Origin of the sequence: Streptomyces sp. NPDC059582, from assembly GCF_042735715.1 — a bacterium.
In the GTDB taxonomy this organism is placed as follows: domain Bacteria; phylum Actinomycetota; class Actinomycetes; order Streptomycetales; family Streptomycetaceae; genus Streptomyces.
Genome location: NZ_JBHWCC010000023.1, coordinates 108,146 through 133,602, shown reverse-complemented (window position 1 = coordinate 133,602; position 25,457 = coordinate 108,146). Strand labels below are relative to the sequence as shown.

Below are 25,457 nucleotides of genomic sequence, written 5' to 3'. Positions count from 1 at the left end.
GGCGACAGACGCCCGTTCGCGCCACCACGCCGTCAGGCCTGCGGCGCCACGCCCAGGCCTGCACGCCGTCACGCCGTCACGCCGTCACGCCGTCACGCCGTCACGCAACGCCGAGGGTGCTCACCGGGCGTAGGTCAGCTGCTCCTCGTACCCGGTGACGCGGACCTTCTTGCCCGAGGGCGGCACCACGGCCATGGCCATCACCGACTCGCTGCGGCTGAGGTTCGAGATCGTGGTCCTGCCGTTGAGGTAGATCTTGGAGACGACGGGCAGGTCGTCGAGTTGCAGGTCGCTGCCGGGGCACTCGGCCTTCGTCCAGTTCTTGTAGACGAAGCCGAAGTCGTAGAGGACCAGCGCGCCGCCGTCCCGCGTCTTCACGCCGTACGCCGTGTCGGCACCGCCCGAGCCGGCCTCGTACTCGCCGTCGACGCAGTCGTCCGTGAAGGACGCGCGCTTGGCGTAGGCCTTCTTCCAGGCCTTGACGGAGTCCGTCTCGGTGAAGGCGCCGGCCGCCTTCCTGCCGCCCGTGACGTAGAAGTCCTGGGACAGACCGACCAGATCGCCCGCCTTCAACGAGCCCACCGCGTCGGTGGCCGCGACCGGCGTGGCGAATCCGTCGCCGTCCTCGGCGACGGCCGGCAGTCCGTCGGTGATCTCGCCGACGGCGACGGCCTTCCATGCCTTGCCGCTCTTGGCCTTCTCGTCGACGACCTGCTTGAAGGCCAGCAGCCGGCGCCGGTCCTTGTCGATGCCCTCGCCGGTCATCCGGGTGTCCACCATGAAGAACTCGGCGGATCCCTTCGGCGGGATGTGGAAACGGGCGCCTTCGACGGGGTAGGAGAAGGGCGTCTCGGAGTCCGCCTGCTCCTTCTTCGTCCAGGCCGGGTACTGCTGGAAGGCCGCCTGGCTCTGGGACCGCAGCGCGCCGCTCTCCACGGTCGCCGTCCGCTCGGTGTCCTGCGTGGTGTTGGCCGCGTTGTTGACCTTCACGTAGGTGCGCAGGACGTTCTTCGCGTCCGCGAGCGAGATCACACCGCCCGTGTCCCCGTCGCCCTTGGCATCGGACGACCCTCCCGTGCCCCCGGTACCGCCCGAGCCCGAGCAGGCGGTGAGGGCTACGGCGCCGAGGACGGCGCAGACGGGCAGCAGTTGGTAACGGCGCAGACTCATGGTTCCCCTGTCGTGGTCCGGTCGTGATCACGACAGGTTAGCGAGTGCACATCGTCACGGAGATCTCAGGTGGCGCCGGCGGACTCGGCGGCCGGAGCCTCCCGCGCGGACCGGGAGGCCGACGGCACGCTCCAGCACATTCACGCATTCATGGGGTGAACTCCCCTGCGCCTTAAGGAATTTCTCGGTTTCACCTCTTGACGACCGGAGTGCCGGGGAGCACATTGGCCGCACTTTGAGAGCGCTCTCAAAGCAACGCTCCGAGCGCTCCGGCCGCTCCCCCGCACAGCCGCGTGACCGAAGAACCGCGTGACCGTGCATCCGCACACCCCCGCATCCGTGCACCCGCGCACTTCACTCCGTACCCGAGAGGCACCCCCATGAGCGAAACCTCCGGCACATCCGGAAGACGGCGCCCCGTCCGGCGCGCTCTCGTCGCCGTGCTCGCCACCCTCGGCCTGGCGGCCGCCGCCGCCACGGTCGCCACGCTGCCCGCCAACGCCTCCGCGCCCACGCCGCCGTCGGGCTGGACGCAGGTCTTCCTCGACGACTTCAACGGCGCCGCGGGCTCCGGCGTCAACACCTCCAACTGGCAGTACGACACCGGAACTTCGTATCCCGGCGGCCCCGCGAACTGGGGCACCGGCGAAGTCGAGACGATGACGACGAGCACCAGCAACGTCTCGCTCGACGGCAGCGGCAACCTGCGCATCACCCCGCTGCGCACCTCCGCGGGCACCTGGACGTCGGGCCGCATCGAGACCACCCGGACCGACTTCCGGCCCCCGGCCGGCGGCAAGTTGCGCGTCGAGGGCCGCATCCAGATGCCCAACGTCACCGGCACCGCCGCCGAGGGCTACTGGCCCGCGTTCTGGGCGCTGGGCGCGCCCTACCGCGGCAACTACCAGAACTGGCCCGGCGTCGGCGAGCTGGACATCATGGAGAACGTCCAGGGTCTGAACAAGGTGTGGGCCACGATGCACTGCGGCAGCAGCCCGGGCGGCCCGTGCAACGAGACCACCGGCATCGGCAACTCCGTCGCGTGTCCAGGCTCGACCTGCCAGTCCGGGTTCCACACCTACACCATGGAGTGGGACCGTTCGGCGAGCCCCGAGGCGATCCGCTTCTTCGTCGACGGCGTCAACTACCACACCGTCACGGCGAACCAGGTCGACGCGACGACCTGGACCAACGCCACCAACCACGGCTACTTCCTGATCCTGAACGTGGCGATGGGCGGCGGCTTCCCGGACGCGTTCGGCGGCGGTCTGGACGGCGACACCCAGTCCGGTCACCCGATGGTCGTCGACTACGTGCAGGTGCTCCAGTCGACGGGCGGTGGGACCGGTACCACACCGCCGCCGTCCGGCAGCCGCGACGCCTACAGCGCCATCCAGGCCGAGTCCTACGACAGCCAGTCCGGCACCAGCACCGAGACCACGACCGACACCGGCGGCGGCCAGAACATCGGTTCGCTCGCCAACGGCGACTGGGCGCTGTACAAGGGCGTCACCTTCGGTTCGACGGCGGCCACTCAGTTCCACGCACGGGTCGCGAGCGGTGCCGGCGCGGGCGTCAGCGGCCTCGTCGAGGTGCGCCTGGACAGCCGTACCAGTACCCCCGTCGGCAGCTTCGCGCTGGCCGGTACCGGAGGCTGGCAGTCCTGGCGGACCGTCCCGGCGAACATCGCCGCCGTGACCGGCACGCACGACGTGTATCTGACTTTCACCAGCGGCCAGCCCGCGGACTTCGTGAACGTCAACTGGTTCGACTTCGGCCACTGACCGGAATGCGGTGACCGGTCACCGATCCGATCCCATCCGATCCGACCCGATCCGGACGCGGTGACCGGCCACCGACCCGGGTGAAGTGGATCGCCGCCGGCGGCGCCGGGCGGCCGGACGCCCCCGTGGGCGTCGGCCCCCGGCGCCGTCGGCGTGATGCCCGGCGCCGGCGGCGCGATCGGTTCCGGCACGCGGACAGCCCACCGGCGCGCGGTACGGCTAACGCAGCTCCGCCCGGAACGACGCCGGTGTCAGGTCCGTGTGCTGGTGGAAGAACTTGGAGAAGTTCGCCGCGTCCGGGAACCCGACGGCCACCCCGACCCGGCTGATCGGCAGTTCGGTGTGGGCCAGCAGACGCTTGGCCTCCAGGACGACCCGCTTGTCGATGAACCCCTTGGGCGTCGCGCCGGTGGCGGCGCGGACCGCGCGGACCAGGGTGCGGCGCGAGTAGCCGAGCGCGTCGGCGTAGGCGCTGACGCTGTGGTTGGTGGCGAAGTCCCGCTCGACCGCGTCCCGGAACAGGGTGAAGGTGGTGTCGGTGCGACCCCGCTCGGCCTCGGCGGAGCTCGCCGCGAGATGGGCCAGCCGCAGCAGGAACGCGGTCAGGGAGTGCCGCAGCACCGCCGTGTGCAGGCTCGGCGGCAGGGTCGTGCCGTCCTCGTACTCGCGCTCCAGCTGGGTCAGGGCCGCGCGCAGCCCGGCGAGCTGCGCCGCGTCGGGACGGAGCAGGGGCGGCAGGTCGTACCGGTAGAGACCGGTGGCCTCGACGGTGGCGCGGGGCAGGAAACCCGGCTGCATGGTCAGGACGGTTCCGCGGTACCCGCTCGTCTTCGAGAAGCGGTGGACCTGGCCGGGGCGGATCCACAGCAGGTCGCCGGCCGCGACCTCGTACTCGGCGAAGTCGATCATGTGGAGTACGGGGCCCTCGTCGAAGAGCATCACGACGTGGAAGTCGATGCGGTGGACGCGTTCGAGGGGTGCGTCGAGGTGCCAGGTGCGCTCGGGGCCCATCCGGACGGCCTGCATGCCGACACCGCCGAGGCTCAGATCGACCGGGAAGGGGAAGGTCCTGATCCCGTCGCCGCCGCCGCTGCCCGCGTCCTCGGCCACGTCCCTGACCTGGGGCTGCGCGCCTACACCTTGGGTGGTTGTGTCCGCCATGTCCTTCTCGTACCGCTCCGGTCGCACTGTCGGTGTCCCACTTTCACCACAGGCTGGCACACCTCCACCTTCCTTCGTAAAAGTCAGACTTTTAAGTTTGAACACGTCAGACGATAGTTCCCGCTCCGATCGAGGATTTCTTGAAGATGAGCACGCACCCGACGAACAGCTTCGAGTGGACCGCACTCGACCGGCGTGCCGTCGACACCGCCCGTCTGCTCGCGGCGGACGCCGTACAGCGGGTCGGCAACGGCCACCCGGGCACCGCCATGAGCCTGGCCCCGGCGGCGTACACGATCTTTCAGAAGGTGATGCGTCACGACCCGGCGGACCCGGAGTGGACCGGCCGTGACCGCTTCGTCCTGTCCCCCGGCCACACCTCGCTCACCCTGTACACACAGCTCTTCCTCGCCGGGTACGAGCTGGGGCTGGACGACCTGAAGGCGTTCCGCACGCACGGCTCGAAGACGCCGGGACACCCCGAGTACGGTCACACGGCCGGCGTCGAGACCACCACCGGCCCGCTGGGCCAGGGCGTGGCCAACGCGGTGGGCATGGCGATGGCCGCCCGCTACGAGCGGGGTCTGTTCGACCCGGACGCCCCCGAGGGCGAGTCCCCGTTCGACCACACCATCTGGGCGATCGTCTCCGACGGCGACCTCCAGGAGGGGGTCTCCGCGGAGGCCTCCTCCCTCGCCGGCCACCAGCGGCTCGGCAACCTGGTCTTCGTCTACGACGACAACCACATCTCCATCGAGGGCGACACCGCCACGGCGTTCTCCGAGGACGTGCTGAAGCGGTACGAGGCCTACGGCTGGCACGTGCAGCGGATCGAGCCCACCGCGGACGGCGACATCGACGTGCACGCCCTGCACGCGGCGCTGCGGGCGGCGCGGGCCGAGACCGGGCGCCCCTCGATCGTCGCGATGCGCACGATCATCGCCTGGCCGGCCCCGAACGCGCGGAACACCGAGGCCAGCCACGGCTCGGCGCTCGGCGACGACGAGGTCGCGGCCACCAAGCGGGTCCTCGGCTTCGACCCCGAGCGGTCATTCCAGGTCGACCCCGACGTGCTCGCCCACACCCGTACGGCCCTGGACCGGGGCGCCGAGGCGCACGCCGCCTGGGACAAGCGGATCGAGGAGTGGCGCTGCGCCGAGCCCGAGCGCGCCCGTCTCTTCGACCGGGTCGTGGCAGGCCGGCTGCCCGAGGGCTGGGAGGACGCCCTGCCCGTGTTCGAGGAGGGCAAGGCCGTCGCCACCCGTGCGGCCTCCGGCAAGGTGCTCCAGTCGCTCGGCGCGGTCCTGCCCGAGCTGTGGGGCGGCTCCGCCGACCTGGCCGGCTCGAACAACACCACCATCGACGGGACGTCGTCCTTCCTCCCCGCGGGCAACCCGCTGCCGGAGGCGGACCCCTACGGCCGTACCGTCCACTTCGGCATCCGCGAGTTCTCGATGGCCGCGGAGATGAACGGCATCGCCCTGCACGGCAACACGCGGGTCTACGGCGGCACGTTCCTGGTCTTCTCCGACTACATGCGCAACGCCGTGCGCATGTCCGCGCTGATGCAGCTGCCGGTGACGTACGTGTGGACGCACGACTCCGTCGGTCTCGGCGAGGACGGCCCCACCCATCAGCCTGTCGAACACCTGTCCGCGCTGCGGGCCATCCCCGGCCTGAACGTGGTGCGCCCGGCCGACGCCAACGAGACGGTCGTCGCCTGGGCCGAGATCCTGCGCCGGCACAGCTCCGCGCCGGCCCCGCACGGTCTCGCCCTCACCCGTCAGGGCGTACCGACCTACGCGCGGAACCCGGACGCGGCCAAGGGCGGCTACGTCCTGCGGGACGCGTCGACGCCGGCCCCCGACGTCGTACTCATCGCCACCGGTTCCGAGGTCCAGCTGGCCGTCGCCGCAAGCGAGTTGCTGGAGGCCGAGGGCATCGGCACCCGCGTCGTGTCGATGCCGTCCGTGGAGTGGTTCGAGGAGCAGCCGCGCGAGTACCGCGAGCGGGTCCTGCCGCCGTCCGTGCGGGCGCGCGTCGCAATCGAGGCGGGCATCGGTCTGACGTGGTACCGGTTCACAGGTGACGCAGGACGCATCGTCTCCCTCGAACACTTCGGCGCCTCCGCGGACGCCAAGACCCTTTTCGCCGCGTACGGCTTCACCCCCGAGAACGTCGCCGTGGCCGCCCGGGAATCCCTGGCCGCCGCGCGCGGTTGACCCGACCGCAAGAAAGAAGATGATCACAGTGACCGAAGCAACCGCGACCGCGGGAGCCCTCAAGAGCCTCAGCGACGAAGGCGTCTCGATCTGGTTGGACGACCTCTCGCGCGGGCGGATCACCTCCGGCAACCTCGCCGCACTCGTCGAGAACCGGCACGTGGTGGGTGTCACCACCAACCCGTCGATCTTCCAGGCCGCCATCGGCTCCGGCGCGGGCTACGAGGAGCAGCTCGCCGAGCTGGCGGTGCGGGGCGTCACGGTGGACGAGGCCGTACGGATGATGACGACCGCGGACGTGCGCGCGGCCGCCGATGTCCTGCGTCCCGTCCACGACGCGACCGCCGGCCGTGACGGCCGTGTGTCCATCGAGGTCGACCCCCGTCTGGCCCACGACACCCGGGCCACCGTCGCCGAGGCCAAGCAGCTGTTCTGGCTGGTCGACCGCCCCAACGTCATGATCAAGATCCCGGCCACCGAAGCGGGTCTGCCGGCCATCACCGAGGTCATCGGCCTCGGCATCAGCGTCAACGTCACGCTGATCTTCTCGCTGGAGCGCTACCGCGCGGTCATGGACGCCTACCTCGCCGGGCTGGAGAAGGCCAAGGAGCGCGGCCTGGACCTGTCGAAGATCCACTCCGTGGCCTCCTTCTTCGTCTCCCGCGTCGACAGCGAGATCGACAAGCGGCTGACGGCCCTCGGCACGGACGAGGCACTGGCGCTGAAGGGCCGGGCCGCGCTGGCCAACGCACGGCTCGCCTACGAGGCGTACGAGGACGTCTTCGGCGGCGGCCGCTGGACGGCCCTCGCGGGCGCCAGGGCCAACAAGCAGCGCCCCCTGTGGGCCTCCACCGGTGTGAAGGACCCGGCGTACAAGGACACCCTGTACGTCGACGAGCTGGTCGCCCCCGGCACCGTCAACACCATGCCGGAGGCCACCCTCGACGCCACGGCCGACCACGGAGACATCCACGGCGACTCGGTGACCGGCGGCTACGCCCAGGCCCGCGCCGACCTCGCCGCCGTCGAGCGGCTCGGCATCTCCTACGACGAGGTCGTCGGGCAGCTCGAGGACGAGGGCGTCGCCAAGTTCCAGGTGTCCTGGCAGGACCTGCTGGACGCCGTGACGAAGTCCCTGAACAGCAAGGGAGTTGACGCGTGATGGCCGGCAAGCCCGACCAGGGGACGGCACCGGAGCGGGTGCAGGTCCCGATCGTCCCGATGGCGGAGTGGGACAACCCGCTGCGGGACCCGCGGGACCGGCGGCTGCCGCGGATCGCGGGCCCGTCCGGGCTCGTCATCTTCGGCGTCACCGGCGACCTCTCCCGCAAGAAGCTGATGCCGGCCGTGTACGACCTGGCCAACCGCGGTCTGCTGCCACCGGGCTTCTCGCTCGTCGGCTTCGCCCGCCGCGACTGGGAGGACCAGGACTTCGCGCAGGTCGTGCACGACGCGGTCCGCGAGCACTCCCGGACGGAGTTCCGCGAGGAGGTCTGGCAGCAGCTCGCCGAGGGCATGCGGTTCATCCCCGGCGACTTCGACGACGACACCGCGTTCAAGCAGCTGCGGGAGGCCGTCGAGGAGCTCGACGCCTCCCGGGGCACCGGCGGCAACTTCGCCTTCTACCTCTCCGTACCGCCGAAGTTCTTCCCGAAGGTCGTCCGGCAGCTGAAGAAGCACGGTCTGGCGAACGCGCCGGAGGGCTCCTGGCGGCGCGCGGTCATCGAGAAGCCGTTCGGCCACGACCTGGACAGCGCCCGGGAGCTCAACCGGGTGGTGCACGACGTGTTCGAGCCGGACCAGGTGTTCCGCATCGACCACTACCTGGGCAAGGAGACCGTCCAGAACATCCTGGCGCTGCGCTTCGCCAACCAGATGTACGAGCCGATCTGGAACCGCTCCTACGTCGACCACGTGCAGATCACCATGGCCGAGGACATCGGCATCGGCGGCCGGGCCGGCTACTACGACGGCATCGGGTCGGCCCGTGACGTCATCCAGAACCACCTGCTCCAGCTGATGGCGCTCACCGCCATGGAGGAGCCGATCGCCTTCGACGCCGAGTCCCTGCTCACCGAGAAGCTGAAGGTGCTGAAGTCGGTGCGGCTGCCCGAGGAGCTGGGCGACCACACCGTCCGGGGGCAGTACGCGCAGGGCTGGCAGGGCGGCGAGAAGGTCGTCGGCTACCTCCAGGAGGACGGCATCGACCCCAAGTCGAAGACCGACACCTACGCCGCCGTCAAACTGGAGATCGACAACCGCCGCTGGGCGGGCGTCCCCTTCTACCTGCGCACCGGCAAGCGGCTGGGCCGCCGGGTCACCGAGATCGCGGTCGTCCTCCAGCGCGCGCCGCACTCCCCCTTCGACTCCACCGCCACCGAGGAGCTCGGCCAGAACGCGATCGTCATCCGCGTCCAGCCCGACGAGGGCATGACGGTCCGGTTCGGTTCGAAGGTGCCGGGTACCTCCATGGAGATCCGGGACGTGACGATGGACTTCGCGTACGGCGAGTCGTTCACGGAGTCCAGCCCGGAGGCGTACGAGCGGCTCATCCTGGATGTACTGCTCGGCGACGCCAACCTGTTCCCCCGTCACCAGGAAGTGGAAGAGTCCTGGAAGATCCTCGACCCGATCGAGGCGTACTGGACGGAGCACGGCACGCCGGCCCAGTACGCCTCGGGCAGCTGGGGACCCGAGGAAGCCGACGAGATGCTCGCACGAGACGGACGGAGCTGGCGCAGGCCATGAAGATCGACCTGACCGACACCACGGCAAGCAAGATCAACAAGTCGCTCGTGCAGGGTCGCCGGGACCTCGGCACCCCCGCCGTGGGCATGGTCCTGACGATGGTCATCGTCACGGACGAGGAGAACGCCTACGACTCGATCAGGGCGGCCGAGGAGGCCTCGCACGAGCACCCCTCGCGCACCCTGGTCGTCATCAAGCGGCACGCGCGCACCCCGCGCGACCGCACCAACTCCCGCCTCGACGCCGAGGTCCGGGTGGGCGCCGACGCGGGCACCGGCGAGACCGTCGTGCTGCGCACCTACGGCGAGGTGTCCGACCACGCCGACTCGGTGGTGCTGCCGCTGTTGCTGCCGGACGCGCCCGTCGTCGTCTGGTGGCCGGTGGACGCGCCCGACGTGCCCGCCAAGGACCCGCTGGGCGCGCTCGCCCAGCGCCGGATCACCGACATGTACGCCGTCGAGCAGCCCCTCAAGGCGCTCGAGGCACGCCTGAAGTCCTACGCGCCCGGCGACACCGACCTCGCCTGGACCCGCCTGACCCCGTGGCGCTCGATGCTGGCCGCGGCCCTGGACCAGGCCCGCGCGAAGATCACCTCGGCGGCCGTGGAGAGCGAGGCCGACAACCCCAGCGCCGAGCTGCTCGCCCGGTGGCTGGAGGCCCGGCTGAAGGTCAAGGTCGACCGCGTGGTCACCGCCGGGCCGGTCGTCACGGCCGTACGGCTGGGCACCGCGAGCGGCGAGATCGTCATCGACCGGCCCGAGGGGCCGCTGGCCACGCTGACCCTGCCGGGGCAGCCGTCGCGCACCCTCGCGCTGAAGGTCCGCACCACCTCCGAACTCATCGCCGAGGAGCTCCGCCGCCTCGACGCCGACGAGATGTACGCCATCGCCCTGCGGGGCGACGGCACCAAGGAGACCCCCTCCCATGCCTGACTCCCCCCTGCTCACCCGGCGCCCGCAGTGGACGGCGCTCGCCGACCACCGCGCCGCGTGGCAGCCCCGCACCCGGCTGCGTGAGCTGTTCGCGACCGACCCCGGTCGCGCGGAGCGCTACGTGGTGCGTGTGGGCGATCTGCGGATCGACTACTCCAAGCACCTGGTCACCGACGAGACCCTGACCCTGCTGCGTGAGCTGGCCGCCGCCACCGACGTGTTCGGGCTGCGGGACGCCATGTTCCGTGGCGAGAAGATCAACACCACCGAGGACCGGGCGGTGCTGCACACCGCGCTGCGCGCCCCGCGGGACGCGGTGGTCGAGGTCGACGGCGAGAACGTGGTCCCCGCCGTGCACGCCGTCCTCGACAAGATGGCCGCCTTCGCGGACCGGGTCCGCTCGGGCGAGTGGACCGGCCACACCGGCAAGCGGATCCGCAACGTCGTCAACATCGGCATCGGCGGCTCCGACCTCGGCCCGGCGATGGCGTACGAGGCGCTGCGCGCCTACACGGCACGGGATCTGACGTTCCGGTTCGTGTCCAACGTGGACGGCGCCGACCTGCACGAGGCCACCCGTGACCTCGACCCGGCGGAGACGCTGTTCGTGGTCGCGTCGAAGACGTTCACCACCATCGAGACCATCACCAACGCCACCTCGGCCCGGTCCTGGCTGCTGGCGGGGCTCGGCGGCGAGGACAAGGCGGTCGCGAAGCACTTCGTGGCGCTGTCGACGAACGCCGGGAAGGTCACCGGGTTCGGCATCGACCCGGACAACATGTTCGAGTTCTGGGACTGGGTCGGCGGGCGCTACTCCTTCGACTCGGCCATCGGCCTGTCGCTGATGATCGCCATCGGCCCGGACCGGTTCCGCGAGCTGCTCGACGGCTTCCACCTCGTCGACGAGCACTTCCGCACCGCGCCGGCCGAGGCCAACGCTCCGTTGCTGCTCGGCCTGCTGGGCATCTGGTACGGCAACTTCCACGACGCCCAGTCGCACGCGGTGCTGCCCTACTCGCACTACCTCTCCAAGTTCACCGCCTACCTCCAGCAGCTGGACATGGAGTCCAACGGCAAGTCGGTGGACCGCGACGGCAACCCGGTCGAGTGGCAGACCGGCCCGGTGGTGTGGGGCACGCCCGGCACCAACGGGCAGCACGCCTACTACCAGTTGATCCACCAGGGCACGAAGCTCATCCCGGCGGACTTCATCGGCTTCGCCCGGCCCGTGCCCGAGCTGAGCGGCGGACTCGCCGCCCAGCACGACCTGTTGATGGCCAACTTCTTCGCACAGACCCAGGCGCTCGCCTTCGGCAAGACCGCCGAGGAGGTCCGCGCGGAGGGCGTGTCCGAGGAGCAGGTAGCGCACCGCACGTTCCAGGGGAACCACCCCACCACGACCATCCTCGCGCCCGAGCTGACCCCGTCGGTCCTCGGCCAGCTGATCGCGCTCTACGAGCACAAGGTGTTCGTCCAGGGCGCGGTGTGGAACATCGACTCCTTCGACCAGTGGGGCGTGGAGCTCGGAAAGGTCCTGGCCAAGCGGATCGAACCGGCCCTGACCGAGGGCGCGGACGTGCCCGGACTGGACCCCTCCACCACTGCCCTGGTCGCCGCTTACCGCACGCTTAGGAAGTGAACTGACATGCAGATCGGACTCATCGGTCTCGGCAAGATGGGCGGCAACATGCGCGAGCGGATCCGCCGCGCCGGCCACACCGTCATCGGCTACGACCGCAACCCCGAAGTCACCGACGTGAGCAGCCTGGCCGAACTGGTCGACGGGCTCCAGGCGCCGCGCACCGTCTGGGTGATGGTCCCGGCGGGCCCCGCCACCCAGTCGGTCGTCGACGAACTCGGCGGTCTGCTGGAGGCCGGCGACGTCGTCGTCGACGGCGGCAACTCCCGCTGGACGGACGACGAGAAGCACGCCGAGGAGCTCGGCACCCGGGGCATCGGCTTCGTCGACGCCGGCGTCTCCGGCGGCGTGTGGGGCCTGGAGAACGGCTACGCCCTGATGGTCGGCGGCGACAAGGCGCACGTCGAACGCCTCCAGCCGATCTTCGAGGCGCTCAAGCCGGAGGGCCCGTACGGTTACGTCCACGCGGGCAAGGTCGGCGCCGGCCACTTCTCCAAGATGGTCCACAACGGCATCGAGTACGCCATGATGCAGGCCTACGCCGAGGGCTGGGAGCTCCTGGAGAAGGTCGACTCCGTCACGGACGTGCGCGAGGTCTTCCGTTCCTGGCAGGACGGCACGGTCATCCGCTCCTGGCTGCTCGACCTCGCGGTCAACGCCCTCGACGACGACGAGCACCTGGAGAAGCTGAAGGGCTTCGCAGAGGACTCCGGCGAGGGCCGGTGGACCGTCGAGGCGGCCATCGACAACGCGGTGCCGCTCCCGGCGATCACCGCCTCCCTCTTCGCCCGGTTCGCGTCCCGCCAGGACGACTCCCCGCAGATGAAGATGGTCGCGGCCCTGCGCAACCAGTTCGGCGGTCACGCCGTCGAGTCGGCGAAGTAGCACCGGTCGTGGGTGATCTTCTGCTGGTCCGACACGGCGAGACTGAGTGGAGCGTGTCGGGTCGGCACACCAGTTACACCGACCTGCCTCTCACCGGGCACGGCGAGGAGCAGGCCAAGTCACTCGCTCCGCTCCTGTCCGCCCGGACCTACGCGCTGGCGCTGACCAGCCCGCTGCGCCGGGCGGTGCGCACCGCCGAACTCGCCGGCGTGACGGGGGCCGTGGTCGATCCCGACCTGCACGAGTGGGACTACGGCGGCTACGAGGGCGTCACCACCGTCGAGATACACCGCACCCGACCCGACTGGTACCTGTGGAACGACGGCGTCCCGCCGGGACCGCAGGGCCACCCGGGCGAGTCGCCCACCGAGGTGGGCCTGCGCGCCGACCGGCTGCTGTCCCGGGTCGACGAGGCACTCGCGGACGGCGATGTGCTCCTCGTCGCCCACGCCCACTTCCTGCGGGTGCTGGCGGCCCGCCGGCTGGGGCTGTCCCCCGCGGAGGGCCGGCTGTTCCAGCTGGCGACGGGGTCGATCAGCCGGCTGTCGACGGAACACGAACGACCGGTGATCGCGGAGTGGAACACCCGGCCGTAGCGCCGTGCACGAAGGCCCGGTCCGTTCGCCGAACGGACCGGGCCTTCGCCGTACTCGGGTCGGGGGCGTTCCCCGGGACCGTCAGCCGTCCTCGGGGGCGAGCCGCCGTCGTAGGTGAGCCGGCGTCCTCGTCGGTGAGCCGGCGTCCTCGTCGGTGAGGCGGCGTCGCCGTCGGTGAGGCGGCGTCGCCGTCGGTGAGGCGGCGTCGTCGTCACCGCACGGCGTGCTGCGCGGCCAGGCGTACCGGTGCGTTCGGGGCGCCGTAGCCGCGGTAGCCGCCGTCGCGCTGGACCAGTTCGAGGAAGACGCGGCCGACGGTGTCGGTGTAGCAGTGGCGGAACTCGCCGTGGGCGTCGCGGTCGTAGAGGATGCCGAGGTCGCGGTAGGTCTCCAGCTCGTCGTCGGGGAGGTGGTGGCGGGCGGCCAGGTCGTCGTAGTAGTTGGCGGGGATCGGCAGCAGGCGGCCGCCGGCCGCGCGGAAGCGGCGGGCCGTGGCGACGACGTCGGGGGTGGCCAGCGCGATGTGCTGGGCGCGGGCCTCGTCCCGCGCGGGTGCCGGGCCGACGGCGAGGGCGATCCGGACACGGCCGTCGGCGTCGGTGACGGCGCGGCTGCGGAAGAGGCCGTAGGGGTCGGCGACGTCGACGCTGTCCTGTGCGTGCAGCCCGAGGACGCTGCGGTGGAAGAGGGCCGCCTCGTCGAAGTGATGCCAGGGCTGGGTGAGGGCGAGGTGGTCGATTCGAGTGATGTCGGTGCCGGCCGGCTGGTCGCCGGTGTCGGTGAAGTCGGCGCGCCAGTCGGGCAGTTCGGTGTCGCCGGTGGCGCAGAAGAAGAGTTCCGTGCCGTCGGGGGCGGCGACCGCTTCGAGCGGGGCGTCCTGTGGGGCGCGGCGGCGGGGCAGGACGGGGGCGAGCAGGGCCTCGGCGCGGCGTGCGGCGCCGGCCGGGTCGGGTGACTCCAGTCCGATCGCGGCGAGCCGGGTGCCGTCACGGCCGGCGGCCGGTCCGGTGTTGACCAGGAGGCGGGCCTCGCCCTGCTGCCACAGGTCGACGGGCTTGCCGTGGTGGCGGGCGGCGCGGGCGAAGCCGAGGGCGCCCAGGAGGGCCGCGACGGGTTCGGCGTCGGGGGTGAGGAGTTCGGCGAAGGCGACGCCGGTGGGGACGACCGGGGCGGGCAACGTGGTCAGGCCGACGCTCTCCTGGAGGACGCGCAGGGAGCGCTGGGCGTCCACCGCGGTCGGGCCCGCCTCGGCCTGCCGGAAGACGTCGTTGAAGACCTCAAGGGAGAGCGGGCCGGTGTAGCCGGTGCGCAGCACGTGCCGGACCAGCCCGGCGACGTCGAAGCCGCCCTGGCCGGGGAAGCAGCGGTAGTGCCGGCTCCACTGGAGGACGTCCATGGCCAGGAGCGGGGCGTCGGCCAGCTGGAGGAAGAAGATCTTCTCGCCGGGGATGTCCTCGATGCCCTTCGGGTCGGAGCCCCGGGAGAGGATGTGGAAGCTGTCCAGACAGGTGCCGAGTGCGGGGTGGCCGGCCGTCTCGACGACGCGCCAGGCGTGGTCGTACGTACTGACGTGCCGTCCCCAGGCGAGCGCCTCGTAGGCGACGCGAACCCCGAATTCCCGGGCGAGGTCGGCGAGTCGGCTCAGCTGACCGGCGGCGAGGTCGTCGTCGTCCTCGGCGAGGGGCGAGACGCTGGAGCAGACGAGGACCGTGTCGGTGCCGAGCCTGCGCATCAGCTCGAACTTGTGCCGGGCGCGGCGCAGATTGCGGGCGAACTCGGCCTCGGGCACGGCCTCGATGTCGCGCATCGGCTGGTAGAGGTCGATCCGCAGGCCGAGGTCGGCGCACCGGACGCGGATCTCCTCGGGGGTGAGGGGGCTGGCGAGCAGGTCGTTCTCGAAGATCTCCACACCGTCGAAGCCCGCCCGTGCGGCGGCGGTGAGCTTCTCGGTGAGGGATCCGCTGAGGGAGACGGTGGCGACGGACGTACGCACGGTTGTACCTCTCTCTACTTCGGGGTCCCCACGGCACCGGCACCGGCACCGGCCAGTTCGGCGATGTCCGCGAGCATCCGCGCGCTGTCGGGTTCCCGCCCGGTGAACAGGCGGAACGCGTCGACGGCCTGGAAGGCGGCCATGCCGGCCCCGTCGAGGGTGGCGCAGCCCAGCGCGCGGGCGGTGCGCAGCAGTGCGGTCTCGACCGGGCGGTAGACCACCTCGGCGACCCAGAGGCCGGGGTGCAGGAGGGCGGCGGACAGGGGCAGGCCGGGGTGGGCGGCCATGCCGGTGGGGGTGGCGTGCACGATGCCGTCGGACCGGGTGAGCAGGTCCGGCAGGCGGTCCAGGGTGGTGGCGGCGGCCCGGCCGGCGCCGAAGTGGGTGTTGAGGGCGTCGGCGAGCGCGGCCGACCGCTCGGGCAGGGCGTCGACGACGGTGACCCGTCCGGCGCCCAGGGTGAGGGTGGCGTGCGCGACGGCCGCGCCCGCGCCGCCCGCGCCCAGCTGCACGACCCGCTCCAGCGGGGCGTCGGGCAGCCCGCGCGCGAAGGAGGCGGCGAAGCCGGTGACGTCGGTGTTGTGCCCGGTCGCGCGGCCGTCCTCGAAGACGACGGTGTTGACGGCTCCGAGGGCCTCGGCCTGCGGGGCGAGCGCGTCGAGGTGCGCGATGACGAGCTGCTTGCAGGGGTGGGTGATGTTGAGTCCGTCGAAGCCCAGGTCGCGCGCGGCCCGCACCAGGTCGCCCACCGCCTCCGGGGCAACGCCGAGGGTGTCGAGGTCGATCAGCCGGTACAGGTAGCGCAGGCCCTGGCGGTCGGCCTCGCGCTCGTGCAGGGCGGGGCTGAGCGAGGGGCCGATCCCGGAACCGATCAGTCCGACGAGATACGAGTCCTTCGAGCCCTTCGGGCCCCCCGGCTCCCCCGGGGCTCGCGGGTCCTTCGAAACCTTGGTCACGGCGGACCTCCTGAGCGGCTCATGGTCACGAGAAGCTGGCACTAATGAACGAACTAGTACGTTAGCTATATCAGGCGGAAGTTATCCCGGGTAGACCCCGACGGCGTCACCCGGGCCTGCTTCTACAATCACCGGCACTGGCCCTACGCCCGAAGGAACCCGATGACCAGCGTCGACGAACCGGCACGACCCAACGGGCGCATCCGCGACGCCGCCCGGACCCGGGCCGAGATCCTCGACGTCGCCACGCAGGAGTTCGCCCGGGCCGGCTACGACGGGGCCCGCGTCGACGAGATCGCCGCCCGCACCCGGACCACGAAGCGGATGATCTACTACTACTTCGGCGGCAAGGACCAGTTGTTCACGGCCGTCCTGGAACGGGCGTACGGAGTCATCCGCAAGGCCGAACAGGAGTTGGACGTCGAGCACCTGGACCCGGTGGCGGCCATTCGGCGGCTGGCCGAGGTCACCTTCGACCACCACGAGCAGCACCCGGACTTCATCCGCCTGGTGAGCATCGAGAACATCCACGGGGCCGAACACATCGCGGCCTCGGCGAAGCTGGGGCGGATCGGCTCGCCCGCGCTGGACGTGATCCGCCGCATCCTGGCCTCCGGCCAGGAGTCCGGGCTGTTCACGGCTGACGTCGACGCCGTCGACCTGCACGCGATGATCAGCTCCTTCTGCTTCTTCCGGGTCTCCAACCGGCACACCTTCGGCGCCCTGTTCGGCCGCGACCTGGTCGACCCGGCCCAGCGCGAGCGCTACCGCGCCATGCTCGGCGACATGGTGATCGCCTATCTGACGGCGGAGCGAGCGGCGGACTGAGAGCCGGGAGAGCTCTTCCGGCGCGACCCCTTGACACCCGGGAAACGTGGGCGCAACATCCGTAGCCAACCGCTACTAACTATCCAGTGGGTTAATTAACCGGGCAGCACCGAGCACCCGGCACGGCCGACCCGTCACCCCGGGGATCCGGCCCTTGTCCCCTTCCGCTGCCTTCCGCCCCCTTCCGCTCCGCTTCCGTCCCACACCCTTTCCGCTCCCTTTCGCTCCCTTTCCGCTCCCTTTCGCTCCCTTTCGCTCCCCTTCCGCTCACTCCGTCGATGTCGGAGTTCCCCCGAAGGAGCACAGCCGTGTCCGTCCCCGCCGCGCCCAGTGACCCCGCCGCACCCCCCGGCCAGCCCAGGAAGGCCGCCACCGCCGCCTGGATCGGCAGCGCCCTGGAGTACTACGATTTCTTCATCTACGGCAGCGCGGCCGCGCTGATCTTCCCCAAGGTCTTCTTCGACGAGTCGGACCCGGCCACCGCGACCCTGCTGTCGCTGGCCACCTTCGGCGTCGCCTACGCCGCCCGGCCGGTCGGCGCGCTCTTCCTCGGCCACTTCGGCGACCGGCTCGGCCGCAAGAAGATCATGGTCTTCACGCTGCTCCTGATGGGCCTGTCGACGTTCCTCATCGGCTGCCTGCCCACCCGCGCCCAGGTCGGTGGCCTCGCCCCGGTCCTGCTCGTGCTCTGCCGCGTCCTTCAGGGCATCTCCGCGGCGGGCGAGCAGGCCAGCGCCGGTTCGATGACGCTGGAACACGCGCCGCCGGACCGACGCGGCTTCTTCACCAGCTTCACTCTCAGCGGCACCCAGGGCGGCCAGCTGATCGCCACCCTCGTCTTCATCCCGGTCGCCGCGCTGCCCGAGGACCAACTGCTGTCCTGGGGCTGGCGGCTGCCGTTCTGGCTGAGCGTCGCGGTCGCCGTCGCCGGCTACGTCATCCGGCGCAGGCTCCAGGAGACGCCCGCCTTCGCCCAGCAGGCCGCCGGCGAAGGGGTCGCGAAGCTCCCGCTGGCGGTACTGATGCGCGAGCACTGGGCGGACGTGCTGCGGGTGATCGCGGGCGCCTTGGTCGCCTCGGTCAGCACGATCTTCACGGTGTGGGCGCTGGCGTACGCGACCAGTGACGCGGTCGGGATGGACCGCTCCGCCATGCTGTGGGTGGGCGCGCTCGCCAACCTCGTCGCGCTCGGCACGATCCCGCTGTGGGCCGCGCTGTCCGACCGGATCGGCCGCCGTCCGGTGTACCTGGTCGGTGCCGTCGGCAGCGCGGTGACGATGTTCCTCTACCTGTGGGCGATCTCGACCGGCTCCTACCCGCTGATCATGCTGATGGGCATCGTCGCCTTCGGCGTCGTCTACAGCGCCGCGAACGGCGTGTGGCCCTCCTTCTACGGCGAGATGTTCACCACCCGGGTCCGGCTCTCCGGTATGGCGATCGGCACGCAGATCGGCTTCGCCGTGGCCGGGTTCGCGGTCACCTTCGCCGCGCGGATCGCGGGCCCGGACGGTGACGGCTGGTCGTCGGTGGGCCTGTTCACCGCCGCCCTGTGCGTCCCGCCGGTGATCGCCGCCCTCACGGCCCGCGAGACCCACCGGGTGCCGACGGAACTCCTCGGCGAGCACGGCCGTACGCGCGAGTCGCGGCCGGAGACGGTGACGGCCTGACGAGGGCGTGAGGGGCGGGGCGACGGCGGTCCGTGGCCCCGCCCCTCACGCCTGGTCAGACGTTGGACCAGCCTCGCCGGCACAGCACCAGCCGGTACCCGTCCGGGTCCTCGACGGTCACGCCCCACTCGTTCCAGTAGGGGTTGGGCGACGGCACCCGCCTGCCCCCGTGTTCCTCGAGCCGGGTGACCAGGTCGTCCGGCACCGGGCCGTCGACGTAGACGACGAGGAGGTCCTCCTGCGTGGGACGGGGCTCGACGGGACGGCCGGGCTCGTGCACGAGTTCCAGGTGCCAGGCGGCGTCCGGCCAGCCGAGCATCAGCAGGTCGTGCTCGCCGGGCGCCGTGCCGCCCTCGGCACGCCAGACCACGCTCAGCCCGAGCCCCGCCGCCCAGAAGCGCTCGGCCGCGGCCAGATCGCGGGACGGGCGGGCGATACGGATATGGCTGCGGCCGTCGACGGGCATCCGGGCATCTCCTCACAGTGGGTGATCTGTCGGCAGCCTAGGGAACCCGTGATCGCCGGACCATCGGTCGTCAGGCCTGCGCCCCAAGGCCTAGGTCCCGACCACCTCACCTCACCTCTCGGGCTCGTCGACCGCACCGTCCAGCAGCGGTCCCGCACCGCCGACGAGCCCGCGGGCAGCTGACCCGTCCGGCGGACGGCCGGCCCGGTGTCAGGTGTCAGGTGTCAGGTGTCAGGTGTCAGGTGTCAGGTGTCAGGTGTCAGGTGTCAGGTGTCAGCAATGGTGCGGGTCATCGCCGTGGCACCCCGTACGCCCGCTCCACCCGCAGCCGCAGTACGAGCCGGCCGTCGCGGACCATGGCCGCCCGGTAGTCGTCCCAGTCGGGGTGCTCACCCTGGATGTCGCGGTAGAGACGGACGAGTTCCTCGACCGTGTCGTCGTGCGGGTCCTTGGCCACCGGCGTGAGGTCGGCCGTGCCGTCGGCGACCGTGTAGGCCCACCGGTCGGCGCTGGTCACGTGGTAGGAGGCACGCGGGTCCCGGCGCAGGTTGCGGGTCTTGGCCCGGTCGTCGGTGATCGAGACACGGATGATCTTCTCGTCGGGGTAGTAGGCGTGGCTGACGTTCGACAGCTGGGGGCGGCCGTCGCGCCTGAGGGTGACCAGCACCCCGCCGCCGCTCTCGGAGAGCAGCTCCAGCAGTGCGTCCTGCGTCGCGTCCTGAGTCATACCCACGTCAACCGGACCCGCCGAGCCGGGTATTCCGCCTCGGCGGGAACCTCTTCCCGTCGCCTCTCCTCGTCGCCGTCGCCGCGGCCGGGTTGCCGGCGGGGCGCAGGATGCCCGTGCGATACGTCACGGCGGCGCTCGAACACACTTCAGAGGGGGCCGGTTCACGTATTCCTGCGCGACCATGATGAGTGAGGTGGTCGAGGCCGGGTATTCCCGACGGCACCTCGTACGCGCGACCGGAGGAGAGCGATGGCACAGCTGCGACAAGAGATCGACCCGGGTGAGGCCGGACTGGATCCGAAGGTGCTGGACCGGCTCGACCGGCACTTCGACCAGCAGGTCGACGCGGGGCGGCTGCCCGGCTACCTCGTGGCGATCTCCCGTGGCGGCCGCGTCGCCCACGTGACGACGCACGGCCACCGCGACATCGCCGCCGGTCTGCCCGTCGAGTCCGACACGCTGTACCGGCTCTACTCGATGACCAAGCCGGTCACCACGGTCGCCGCGCTGCTGCTGGTGGAGGATGGACGGCTGTCGCTCGACGACCCGGTCGGCCGCCATCTGCCGGCCTTCGCCGACCCGCAGGTGTACGTCGACGGCTCGGGCGACGGGATCACCACCCGTCCGGCCGACGGACCGATCCTGATCCGGCACCTGCTCACCCACACCGCGGGCCTGACGTTCGCCTTCTACCACTCGCATCCGGTCGACGCGCTGTACCGCGCGGCGGGCCTGGAGTCGTCGGTGCCGCCGGGCGCGAACCTGGCGGAGACGATCGACGTGTACGCGAGCCTGCCGCTGCAGTTCGAGCCGGGCACGCAGTGGAACTACTCGGTCGCCACCAACGTCCTCGGCCGGGTGATCGAGGTGGTGTCCGGGCAGCCGCTCGACGTGTTCTTCGCCGAGCGGATCTTCGGACCGCTGGGCATGACGGACGCCGGGTTCTGTGTCACCGGCGAACAGGACGGCCGGCTCTCCGAGTTGTACGGCGAGACCGGCGACGGCGGAATCGAACCGATCGCGGGACTGCCGCTGCACGGCCGGCCCCGGTTCCTGTCCGGCAGCGGCGGCATGGTGGCGAGCGCGCACGACGTCCACCGCTTCACTGAGCTGCTGCGCCGCCGCGGCGAGCTCGACGGCACCCGGCTGCTCACCACGGACAGCGTGGACCTCATGACCAGCAACCACCTGCCCGGCGGTGTCGACATGCGCACCTTCGGCAGCCGTCCCGCACACGACGAGCCCGGCAACGAGGGCGTCGGCTTCGGACTGGGTGTCTCGGTGGTCATCGACCCGGCCCGCACCAAGGCCGCGACCGGCCTCGGCATGTACGGCTGGAGCGGGGTGGCGACGACGACGTTCTGGGTCGATCCGAGCCGCGACCTGACCGTGCAGTTCCTCACGCAGGTACGGCCGCGGACCTCGCACACCCTCTTCCAGGACCTGAAGCGGCTGGTGCACGAGGCCGTCGTGCACTGACGCCTCCGGGGAGACGCTCAGTTGTCGGTGCGCAGGGTGAACTCGACTCCGTCCCGGGCGAGTTCGTCCAGCCACTGCTGCGAGCGCGCGGCCGTCCCGGCGGCCCGGTGCAGGCCCGCCGGCAGGGAGCCGTCCAGGATGTGGCGGACCCCGAGGGCGAGCGGGCGCGAGACACAGCGGGCCATCGCGCTCTCCCCGGCGTCCCCGACCAGGTCGAGGAGGTAGCCGCCGGACCAGGTCCGGCCGCCGCCGCTCACGTCGAGCGACACCGCGAGCACCACCCGGTCCCGGTCGGCGTCCGTGGTGGGGTACGTGCGCGCCAACTCCCGTGCCAGGGTGGCGATACGCGTGTCGTCGCCGCGCTTCAGCTCCTCGAACACGGCGTCCCAGGCGTGCAGCCAGCCGTCCAGCCGGAGGGTGCCGCGTACGAAGTTCCGTGGTCGCCAGGCGGCGGGCAGGCCGTACTGCTCGACGAAGGGCACACTGTCGCGGTTGGGGTAGACCTCGAAGGTCTCGCCGTCGACGAGGTGTCGCCGGGTGACCTCCCAGGGGCGCGCGGCGGTGGTCTCGACTCCGTCCTCGATGTAACGCGCCGGTGAGCGCAGGGCGTTGAGGACTCCGGCGGGCGCCCAGCTGAAGCGGTACCGGAAGTCGTTCGGGACCGCCGGGAGGCCTCCGCAGTACGAGGTGAGGGTGTACGAGGCGGCCGTGGTGTCGCCGATCGCCGCCCGGGCGCGTCCCACGAGGCTGTGCGCGAAGAGATGGTCGACTCCCGGGTCGAGCCCGGCCTCGGTGAGTACGACGACACCCGCCTTCCCGGCCGCCGGGACCTGCTCGAGCACCGCGTCCGACACATAGCTGGAGCAGGCGAAGTGGGCCCGTTCGGCAACGCACTCCGCCAGCAGCACCGCGTGCTCGGAGGCGGGCAGCATCGACACGACGACGTCACCGGGGGCCAGTTCCGCGGACAGCGCGGGGAGCGTGCAGGTGCGGGGCTCGGCCCGGCCGGTGAGACCCAGCCGGGCGAGGGCGTCGGCCGCGCGGTCCTCGGTGCGATGCCACAGCCGTACCCGGTCGGCCGCCTCGCACAGGGCGGCCAGTCCGCTGCCCGTGGACAGTCCGGCGCCGACCCAGTGGACCGTACCGCTCGCCGGTACGCGTTCAGACACGGTGGAAGTCCCCTTCCGTCTCCATGACGCCGAGTTCATGGCAGGCCTGACGGAACCGGTCGAGACAGCGTCCCCACGGGCGGCCGGCGGGGAACTCCAGCAGCTGGAGCAGCAGGGCCGCCGAGAAGTCGGCGCTGGACTCGCGCGGCAGCAGGGACGGCAGGTTGTCGATGGCGATCAGGTCGAACGGGGGGTCCTCGCGCAGCCGGCGCACCGGATCCCTCCAGTCGGTGGTGCGGTCGTACACGGGCAGGACGTTCAGCGGTGAGCCCACGTCGCAGGTGACGTCGCAGACCGTGCGCAGCCGCCGGGAGGTGTCGTCCAGGTCCTGTTCGCGCAGGAAGGGCGGTACGGGGGTGGTGGCGAGGACCGCGTTGACCATCAGGTCGTGGTCCAGCAGGGCCCGGCGGTCCAGGTCGCGGGTCTCGGCGAGGTCCCAGTTCGTGGATTCGACCCCGGCCGTGTGCAGGGCCGTACGGGCACCCCGGCCGCTGCGGCCCAGCGCGCCGACCACCAGGGCGGTGAACTCCGCGTCCCCGGCTGCCGGTCGCAGCCTCTCGTCCAGCTCGTCCTTCTCCGTGGGCCGCAGCGGCGCGGTCGCTCGCCCGCGCTGGTGCAGCACCGCCAGGGCCGCGCCCAGGTAGCCGGCCCAGAAGCCGAAGGCGGCGAGCCGGCGCCCGTCGTCGTCCACCACATATTCGAGGTCGAGCAGCGCCCCGCCCCCGGCGGCGAACCGCCGCAGCAGCCCGGCGGCTCCGGGCTGCCGCTTGTAGGCGTGCCCGAAGAAGACATGGCGGTGGATCAACTCGTACGGCTCGTCGGGAAGTTCTTTCAGGCCGAGTACCACGGCGGTGTGCGGCGCCCGTTCCGCCCAGGAGCCCGCGGGGGCGACCGCGCAGCCGGCCGCCTCGTACTCCTCGATGGGAAAGATCCGTTGCGGGGACTCCTCGACGGTCAGGGTCACCCCGCTCTCCACCAGCCGGCGGGCGTCCGACGGCACGATCGGGGTACGCCGTTCGGTGCCGCGGACCTCGTGGCGCAGCCACAGGTGGGGTTGCCGGCCTCCGCGGGCTTCCTGGGCTTCCTGGGCTTCCTGGGCTTCCTGACGTTCCGTCATACGCAGTTGACCTCCGGGCGCGGGGCGTCGGCCGCGAACCGGCCGGCGCTCAGGGGACCGACGTCCACGAAGGGTACGCGGCCCAGGTACAGGTCGCGCACGACCTCGCCCACGGCGGGTCCCTGGAGGAAGCCGTGCCCGGAGAACCCGGTCGCGTAAAGGAAGCGGGAGGGTCCGGGCGCCTCACCGATCAGCGCGTTGTGGTCGGGGGTGATCTCGTACAGGCCCGCCCAGCCGCCGGTGCGACGCAGCTCGGTCAAAGCCGGGGCACGCCGTTCCATCGCCGCGTACAGCCGGGGGATCCAGCGGTCGTGGAGGTCGGTGGCGAAGCCGGGCCGCTCGTCGGGGTCGGACATGCCGACGAGGAGGCCGGGGCCCTCGGCGTGGAAGTAGAGGGTGCTGGCGAAGTCGATCGTCATGGGCAGGTCCGGCGGCAGTCCGGGCACGGGTTCGGTGACCGCGATCTGGCGGCGCAGCGGCTGGACCGGCAGGTCCACGCCGACCATCGCGCCGACCGCCCGCGACCAGGCGCCGGCCGCGCAGATCACCGTGTCGGTGGTGATCCGGCCCAGCGTGGTCGTCACGGCGGTGATGGTGTCGCCGTGCAGTTCGATGCCGGTCGCCTCGGTGTGCCGCAGGATGCGCGCGCCGTGGCCGCGGGCGGCGGCCGCGTAGCCGTGGACGACGGCTTCGGGCGTGCAGTGGCCGTCGTCGGGCGAGAAGGCGGCGGCCAGCAGTCCGTCCGTGTCGATCAGCGGGGAGAGCCGCGCGGCCTCCCTCGGGTCGATGACGCGGCTCGGCACTCCCAGGGAGTTCTGGAGGCGCACACCCGCCTCGAACGCGTCGACCTCCTCGGGCGTGGACAGCAGGAAGAGATAGCCGACCCGGTGCAGCCCGATGTCGTGGCCGATCTCCTCGCGGAACCGGCCGAACGCCTCCAGACTGCGTGCCCCGAGCTGCACGTTGAGCTCGTCGGAGAACTGCGCCCGCACTCCGCCCGCGGCCCTGGACGTCGAGCCGGAGCCGAGGTCGTCCCGTTCGAGCAGGACGACGTCGCGGACCCCGGCGGCGGCCAGGTGGTAGGTGATGCTCGTGCCCATCACTCCGCCGCCGATGACGACGACCGAGGCATGCGTGTTCACGACTGCGGCTCCTCTCGACGGGCGGCCCCGGCGCGGGGTCCGGGGCCGTTGCCGACACGGTCGGTGTCGTGCGGGGGGTCAGGACACCGCCGGGAGCGGAGTCAGGACCAGTGCGCCACCGCGTCGAGGTGGGGCAGGTGGTGGTCGAGACGCTCCCGCTTGGTCCTGAGATAGGTGATGTTGTTCTCGCACGGCGGGATCAACAGCGGTACCTGCTCGGCGACCTCGATGCCGTGCCGCAGCAGGTCCTCCCGCTTGCGCGGGTTGTTGGACATCAGCCGGACGGAGCGCACTGCGAGGTCGCGCAGGATCCCGGCGGCCACGCCGTAGTCGCGGGCGTCCACCGGCAGGCCCAGCGCGAGGTTGGCCTCGACCGTGTCAAGTCCCTCGGCCTGAAGTGCCATCGCGCGCAGCTTGGCGAGCAGGCCGATGCCGCGGCCCTCGTGACCCCTCAAGTAGACGACGATGCCGCTCCCTTCGGCGGCCACGGCACGCAGCGCGGCGGCGAGCTGGTCGCCGCACTCGCAGTGCTGGGAGCCGAAGGCGTCACCGGTGAGGCACTCCGAGTGCAGCCGGGTGAGGACGTTCTCGGAGCCGATGTCGCCGTAGACGAGGGCCACTTGCTCGTCGCCGCGGTCGTGGTCGAGGTAACCGATCGCCTGGAATTTCCCGTACACGGTGGGCAGCGGGGCATTCACGACGCGTTCCACGCCCGTGCGCTGTGGGGACTTCTTGCCGAGTACGCCGATTTTTTCTGTCATGATCTGATTCCT

General features: G+C 71.3%; 21 protein-coding genes. 11 read left to right on the top strand and 10 right to left on the bottom strand.

The window, feature by feature from the left end; translation table 11 throughout:
- Window positions 1-120: 120 nt before the first annotated feature.
- On the bottom strand, window positions 121-1,170 hold the full coding sequence (locus ACFV0T_RS21010; RefSeq protein ID WP_385781078.1) for a hypothetical protein: 1,050 nt from the start codon (window positions 1,168-1,170) through the stop codon (window positions 121-123).
- A gap of 380 nt (window positions 1,171-1,550) precedes the next feature.
- Here ACFV0T_RS21010 and ACFV0T_RS21005 point away from each other — a divergent pair, with 380 nt between their 5' ends.
- Window positions 1,551-2,954 (top strand): glycoside hydrolase family 16 protein, encoded by a 1,404-nt coding sequence (locus ACFV0T_RS21005; RefSeq protein WP_385781075.1) that lies wholly within the window; start codon window positions 1,551-1,553, stop codon window positions 2,952-2,954.
- Between the two features lie 219 nt (window positions 2,955-3,173).
- Here the strand turns inward: ACFV0T_RS21005 and ACFV0T_RS21000 are convergent, their stop codons facing one another.
- A complete protein-coding gene (locus ACFV0T_RS21000; RefSeq protein ID WP_385781072.1) occupies window positions 3,174-4,115 on the bottom strand; it encodes a helix-turn-helix domain-containing protein in 942 nt (313 codons plus the stop codon).
- A 146-nt stretch (window positions 4,116-4,261) separates the two neighbouring features.
- Between ACFV0T_RS21000 and tkt the strand changes: the two genes are divergently transcribed.
- The 7 genes from tkt to ACFV0T_RS20965 are packed head-to-tail and all read left to right on the top strand — an operon-like array spanning window position 4,262 to window position 13,137.
- A complete protein-coding gene (gene tkt / locus ACFV0T_RS20995) occupies window positions 4,262-6,337 on the top strand; it encodes a transketolase (protein WP_385781069.1) in 2,076 nt (691 codons plus the stop codon).
- A 19-nt stretch (window positions 6,338-6,356) separates the two neighbouring features.
- The gene (gene tal / locus ACFV0T_RS20990; protein WP_385781066.1) at window positions 6,357-7,499 is read left to right on the top strand and encodes a transaldolase; all 1,143 of its coding nucleotides are present in this window, start codon (window positions 6,357-6,359) and stop codon (window positions 7,497-7,499) included.
- 59 nt (window positions 7,500-7,558) lie between these two features.
- Window positions 7,559-9,085 (top strand): glucose-6-phosphate dehydrogenase, encoded by a 1,527-nt coding sequence (gene zwf / locus ACFV0T_RS20985; protein WP_385781086.1) that lies wholly within the window; start codon window positions 7,559-7,561, stop codon window positions 9,083-9,085.
- Complete coding sequence (gene opcA, locus ACFV0T_RS20980; protein WP_385781064.1) at window positions 9,082-10,017, top strand: glucose-6-phosphate dehydrogenase assembly protein OpcA; 936 nt, start codon at window positions 9,082-9,084, stop codon at window positions 10,015-10,017. Before zwf ends, opcA begins: the two co-directional genes overlap by 4 nt.
- Window positions 10,010-11,656: a glucose-6-phosphate isomerase gene (gene pgi / locus ACFV0T_RS20975; RefSeq protein ID WP_385781062.1), complete on the top strand. Its 1,647-nt coding sequence runs from the start codon at window positions 10,010-10,012 to the stop codon at window positions 11,654-11,656. Before opcA ends, pgi begins: the two co-directional genes overlap by 8 nt.
- 6 nt (window positions 11,657-11,662) lie before the next feature.
- Window positions 11,663-12,541 carry a phosphogluconate dehydrogenase (NAD(+)-dependent, decarboxylating) gene (gene gnd, locus ACFV0T_RS20970; RefSeq protein WP_385781059.1) on the top strand — a complete coding sequence of 293 codons (879 nt, stop codon included), beginning with the start codon at window positions 11,663-11,665 and terminating at the stop codon, window positions 12,539-12,541.
- A gap of 8 nt (window positions 12,542-12,549) precedes the next feature.
- Window positions 12,550-13,137, top strand: coding sequence for a histidine phosphatase family protein (locus tag ACFV0T_RS20965; RefSeq protein ID WP_385781056.1), 588 nt, complete (start codon window positions 12,550-12,552; stop codon window positions 13,135-13,137).
- A 211-nt stretch (window positions 13,138-13,348) separates the two neighbouring features.
- Here ACFV0T_RS20965 and ACFV0T_RS20960 read toward each other — a convergent pair whose 3' ends face one another.
- Window positions 13,349-15,130 (bottom strand): bifunctional sugar phosphate isomerase/epimerase/4-hydroxyphenylpyruvate dioxygenase family protein, encoded by a 1,782-nt coding sequence (locus tag ACFV0T_RS20960; protein ID WP_385781053.1) that lies wholly within the window; start codon window positions 15,128-15,130, stop codon window positions 13,349-13,351.
- 14 nt (window positions 15,131-15,144) lie between these two features.
- Window positions 15,145-16,086, bottom strand: a complete 942-nt coding sequence (locus tag ACFV0T_RS20955; protein WP_385781050.1) for a shikimate dehydrogenase — start codon at window positions 16,084-16,086, stop codon at window positions 15,145-15,147.
- Window positions 16,087-16,248: 162 nt separating this feature from the next.
- On the opposite strand from ACFV0T_RS20955, the gene ACFV0T_RS20950 reads away from it, so the two are divergent.
- Together ACFV0T_RS20950 and ACFV0T_RS20945 are read left to right on the top strand one after the other, a co-directional pair.
- Window positions 16,249-16,914, top strand: a complete 666-nt coding sequence (locus ACFV0T_RS20950) for a TetR/AcrR family transcriptional regulator (RefSeq protein ID WP_385781047.1) — start codon at window positions 16,249-16,251, stop codon at window positions 16,912-16,914.
- A gap of 308 nt (window positions 16,915-17,222) precedes the next feature.
- Window positions 17,223-18,581 carry an MFS transporter gene (locus ACFV0T_RS20945; protein WP_385781045.1) on the top strand — a complete coding sequence of 453 codons (1,359 nt, stop codon included), beginning with the start codon at window positions 17,223-17,225 and terminating at the stop codon, window positions 18,579-18,581.
- Between the two features lie 55 nt (window positions 18,582-18,636).
- Here ACFV0T_RS20945 and ACFV0T_RS20940 read toward each other — a convergent pair whose 3' ends face one another.
- Both ACFV0T_RS20940 and ACFV0T_RS20935 read right to left on the bottom strand, forming a co-directional pair.
- Complete coding sequence (locus ACFV0T_RS20940) at window positions 18,637-19,047, bottom strand: VOC family protein (protein WP_385781042.1); 411 nt, start codon at window positions 19,045-19,047, stop codon at window positions 18,637-18,639.
- 289 nt (window positions 19,048-19,336) lie between these two features.
- A complete protein-coding gene (locus ACFV0T_RS20935) occupies window positions 19,337-19,774 on the bottom strand; it encodes a PPOX class F420-dependent oxidoreductase (RefSeq protein ID WP_385781039.1) in 438 nt (145 codons plus the stop codon).
- A gap of 252 nt (window positions 19,775-20,026) precedes the next feature.
- On the opposite strand from ACFV0T_RS20935, the gene ACFV0T_RS20930 reads away from it, so the two are divergent.
- Window positions 20,027-21,256, top strand: coding sequence for a serine hydrolase domain-containing protein (locus tag ACFV0T_RS20930; RefSeq protein WP_385781036.1), 1,230 nt, complete (start codon window positions 20,027-20,029; stop codon window positions 21,254-21,256).
- A 17-nt stretch (window positions 21,257-21,273) separates the two neighbouring features.
- Here the strand turns inward: ACFV0T_RS20930 and ACFV0T_RS20925 are convergent, their stop codons facing one another.
- From ACFV0T_RS20925 to ribA, 4 genes are all read right to left on the bottom strand, one after another.
- Window positions 21,274-22,425: a saccharopine dehydrogenase family protein gene (locus ACFV0T_RS20925; protein WP_385781034.1), complete on the bottom strand. Its 1,152-nt coding sequence runs from the start codon at window positions 22,423-22,425 to the stop codon at window positions 21,274-21,276.
- Entirely contained in the window at window positions 22,418-23,542 is a 1,125-nt protein-coding gene (locus ACFV0T_RS20920) for a saccharopine dehydrogenase (protein WP_385781032.1), read from the bottom strand. Before ACFV0T_RS20920 ends, ACFV0T_RS20925 begins: the two co-directional genes overlap by 8 nt.
- Entirely contained in the window at window positions 23,539-24,684 is a 1,146-nt protein-coding gene (locus ACFV0T_RS20915; RefSeq protein WP_385781030.1) for an NAD(P)/FAD-dependent oxidoreductase, read from the bottom strand. Before ACFV0T_RS20915 ends, ACFV0T_RS20920 begins: the two co-directional genes overlap by 4 nt.
- Window positions 24,685-24,785: 101 nt before the next feature.
- Entirely contained in the window at window positions 24,786-25,445 is a 660-nt protein-coding gene (gene ribA / locus ACFV0T_RS20910) for a GTP cyclohydrolase II (RefSeq protein WP_385781026.1), read from the bottom strand.
- Window positions 25,446-25,457 lie beyond the last annotated feature (12 nt).

Bases quoted from the DNA above. Each gene is read 5' to 3' on its own strand.
- ACFV0T_RS20950 (WP_385781047.1), top strand. From the start codon at position 16,249: ATGACCAGCGTCGACGAACCGGCACGACCCAACGGGCGCATCCGCGAC.
- ACFV0T_RS20935 (WP_385781039.1), bottom strand. From the start codon at position 19,774: ATGACTCAGGACGCGACGCAGGACGCACTGCTGGAGCTGCTCTCCGAG.
- ACFV0T_RS21010 (WP_385781078.1), bottom strand. From the start codon at position 1,170: ATGAGTCTGCGCCGTTACCAACTGCTGCCCGTCTGCGCCGTCCTCGGC.
- ACFV0T_RS21000 (WP_385781072.1), bottom strand. From the start codon at position 4,115: ATGGCGGACACAACCACCCAAGGTGTAGGCGCGCAGCCCCAGGTCAGG.
- pgi (WP_385781062.1), top strand. From the start codon at position 10,010: ATGCCTGACTCCCCCCTGCTCACCCGGCGCCCGCAGTGGACGGCGCTC.
- zwf (WP_385781086.1), top strand. From the start codon at position 7,559: ATGGCGGAGTGGGACAACCCGCTGCGGGACCCGCGGGACCGGCGGCTG.
- tal (WP_385781066.1), top strand. From the start codon at position 6,357: ATGATCACAGTGACCGAAGCAACCGCGACCGCGGGAGCCCTCAAGAGC.
- ribA (WP_385781026.1), bottom strand. From the start codon at position 25,445: ATGACAGAAAAAATCGGCGTACTCGGCAAGAAGTCCCCACAGCGCACG.
- opcA (WP_385781064.1), top strand. From the start codon at position 9,082: ATGAAGATCGACCTGACCGACACCACGGCAAGCAAGATCAACAAGTCG.
- ACFV0T_RS20930 (WP_385781036.1), top strand. From the start codon at position 20,027: ATGGCACAGCTGCGACAAGAGATCGACCCGGGTGAGGCCGGACTGGAT.
- ACFV0T_RS20920 (WP_385781032.1), bottom strand. From the start codon at position 23,542: ATGACGGAACGTCAGGAAGCCCAGGAAGCCCAGGAAGCCCAGGAAGCC.
- gnd (WP_385781059.1), top strand. From the start codon at position 11,663: ATGCAGATCGGACTCATCGGTCTCGGCAAGATGGGCGGCAACATGCGC.
- ACFV0T_RS21005 (WP_385781075.1), top strand. From the start codon at position 1,551: ATGAGCGAAACCTCCGGCACATCCGGAAGACGGCGCCCCGTCCGGCGC.
- tkt (WP_385781069.1), top strand. From the start codon at position 4,262: ATGAGCACGCACCCGACGAACAGCTTCGAGTGGACCGCACTCGACCGG.
- ACFV0T_RS20940 (WP_385781042.1), bottom strand. From the start codon at position 19,047: ATGCCCGTCGACGGCCGCAGCCATATCCGTATCGCCCGCCCGTCCCGC.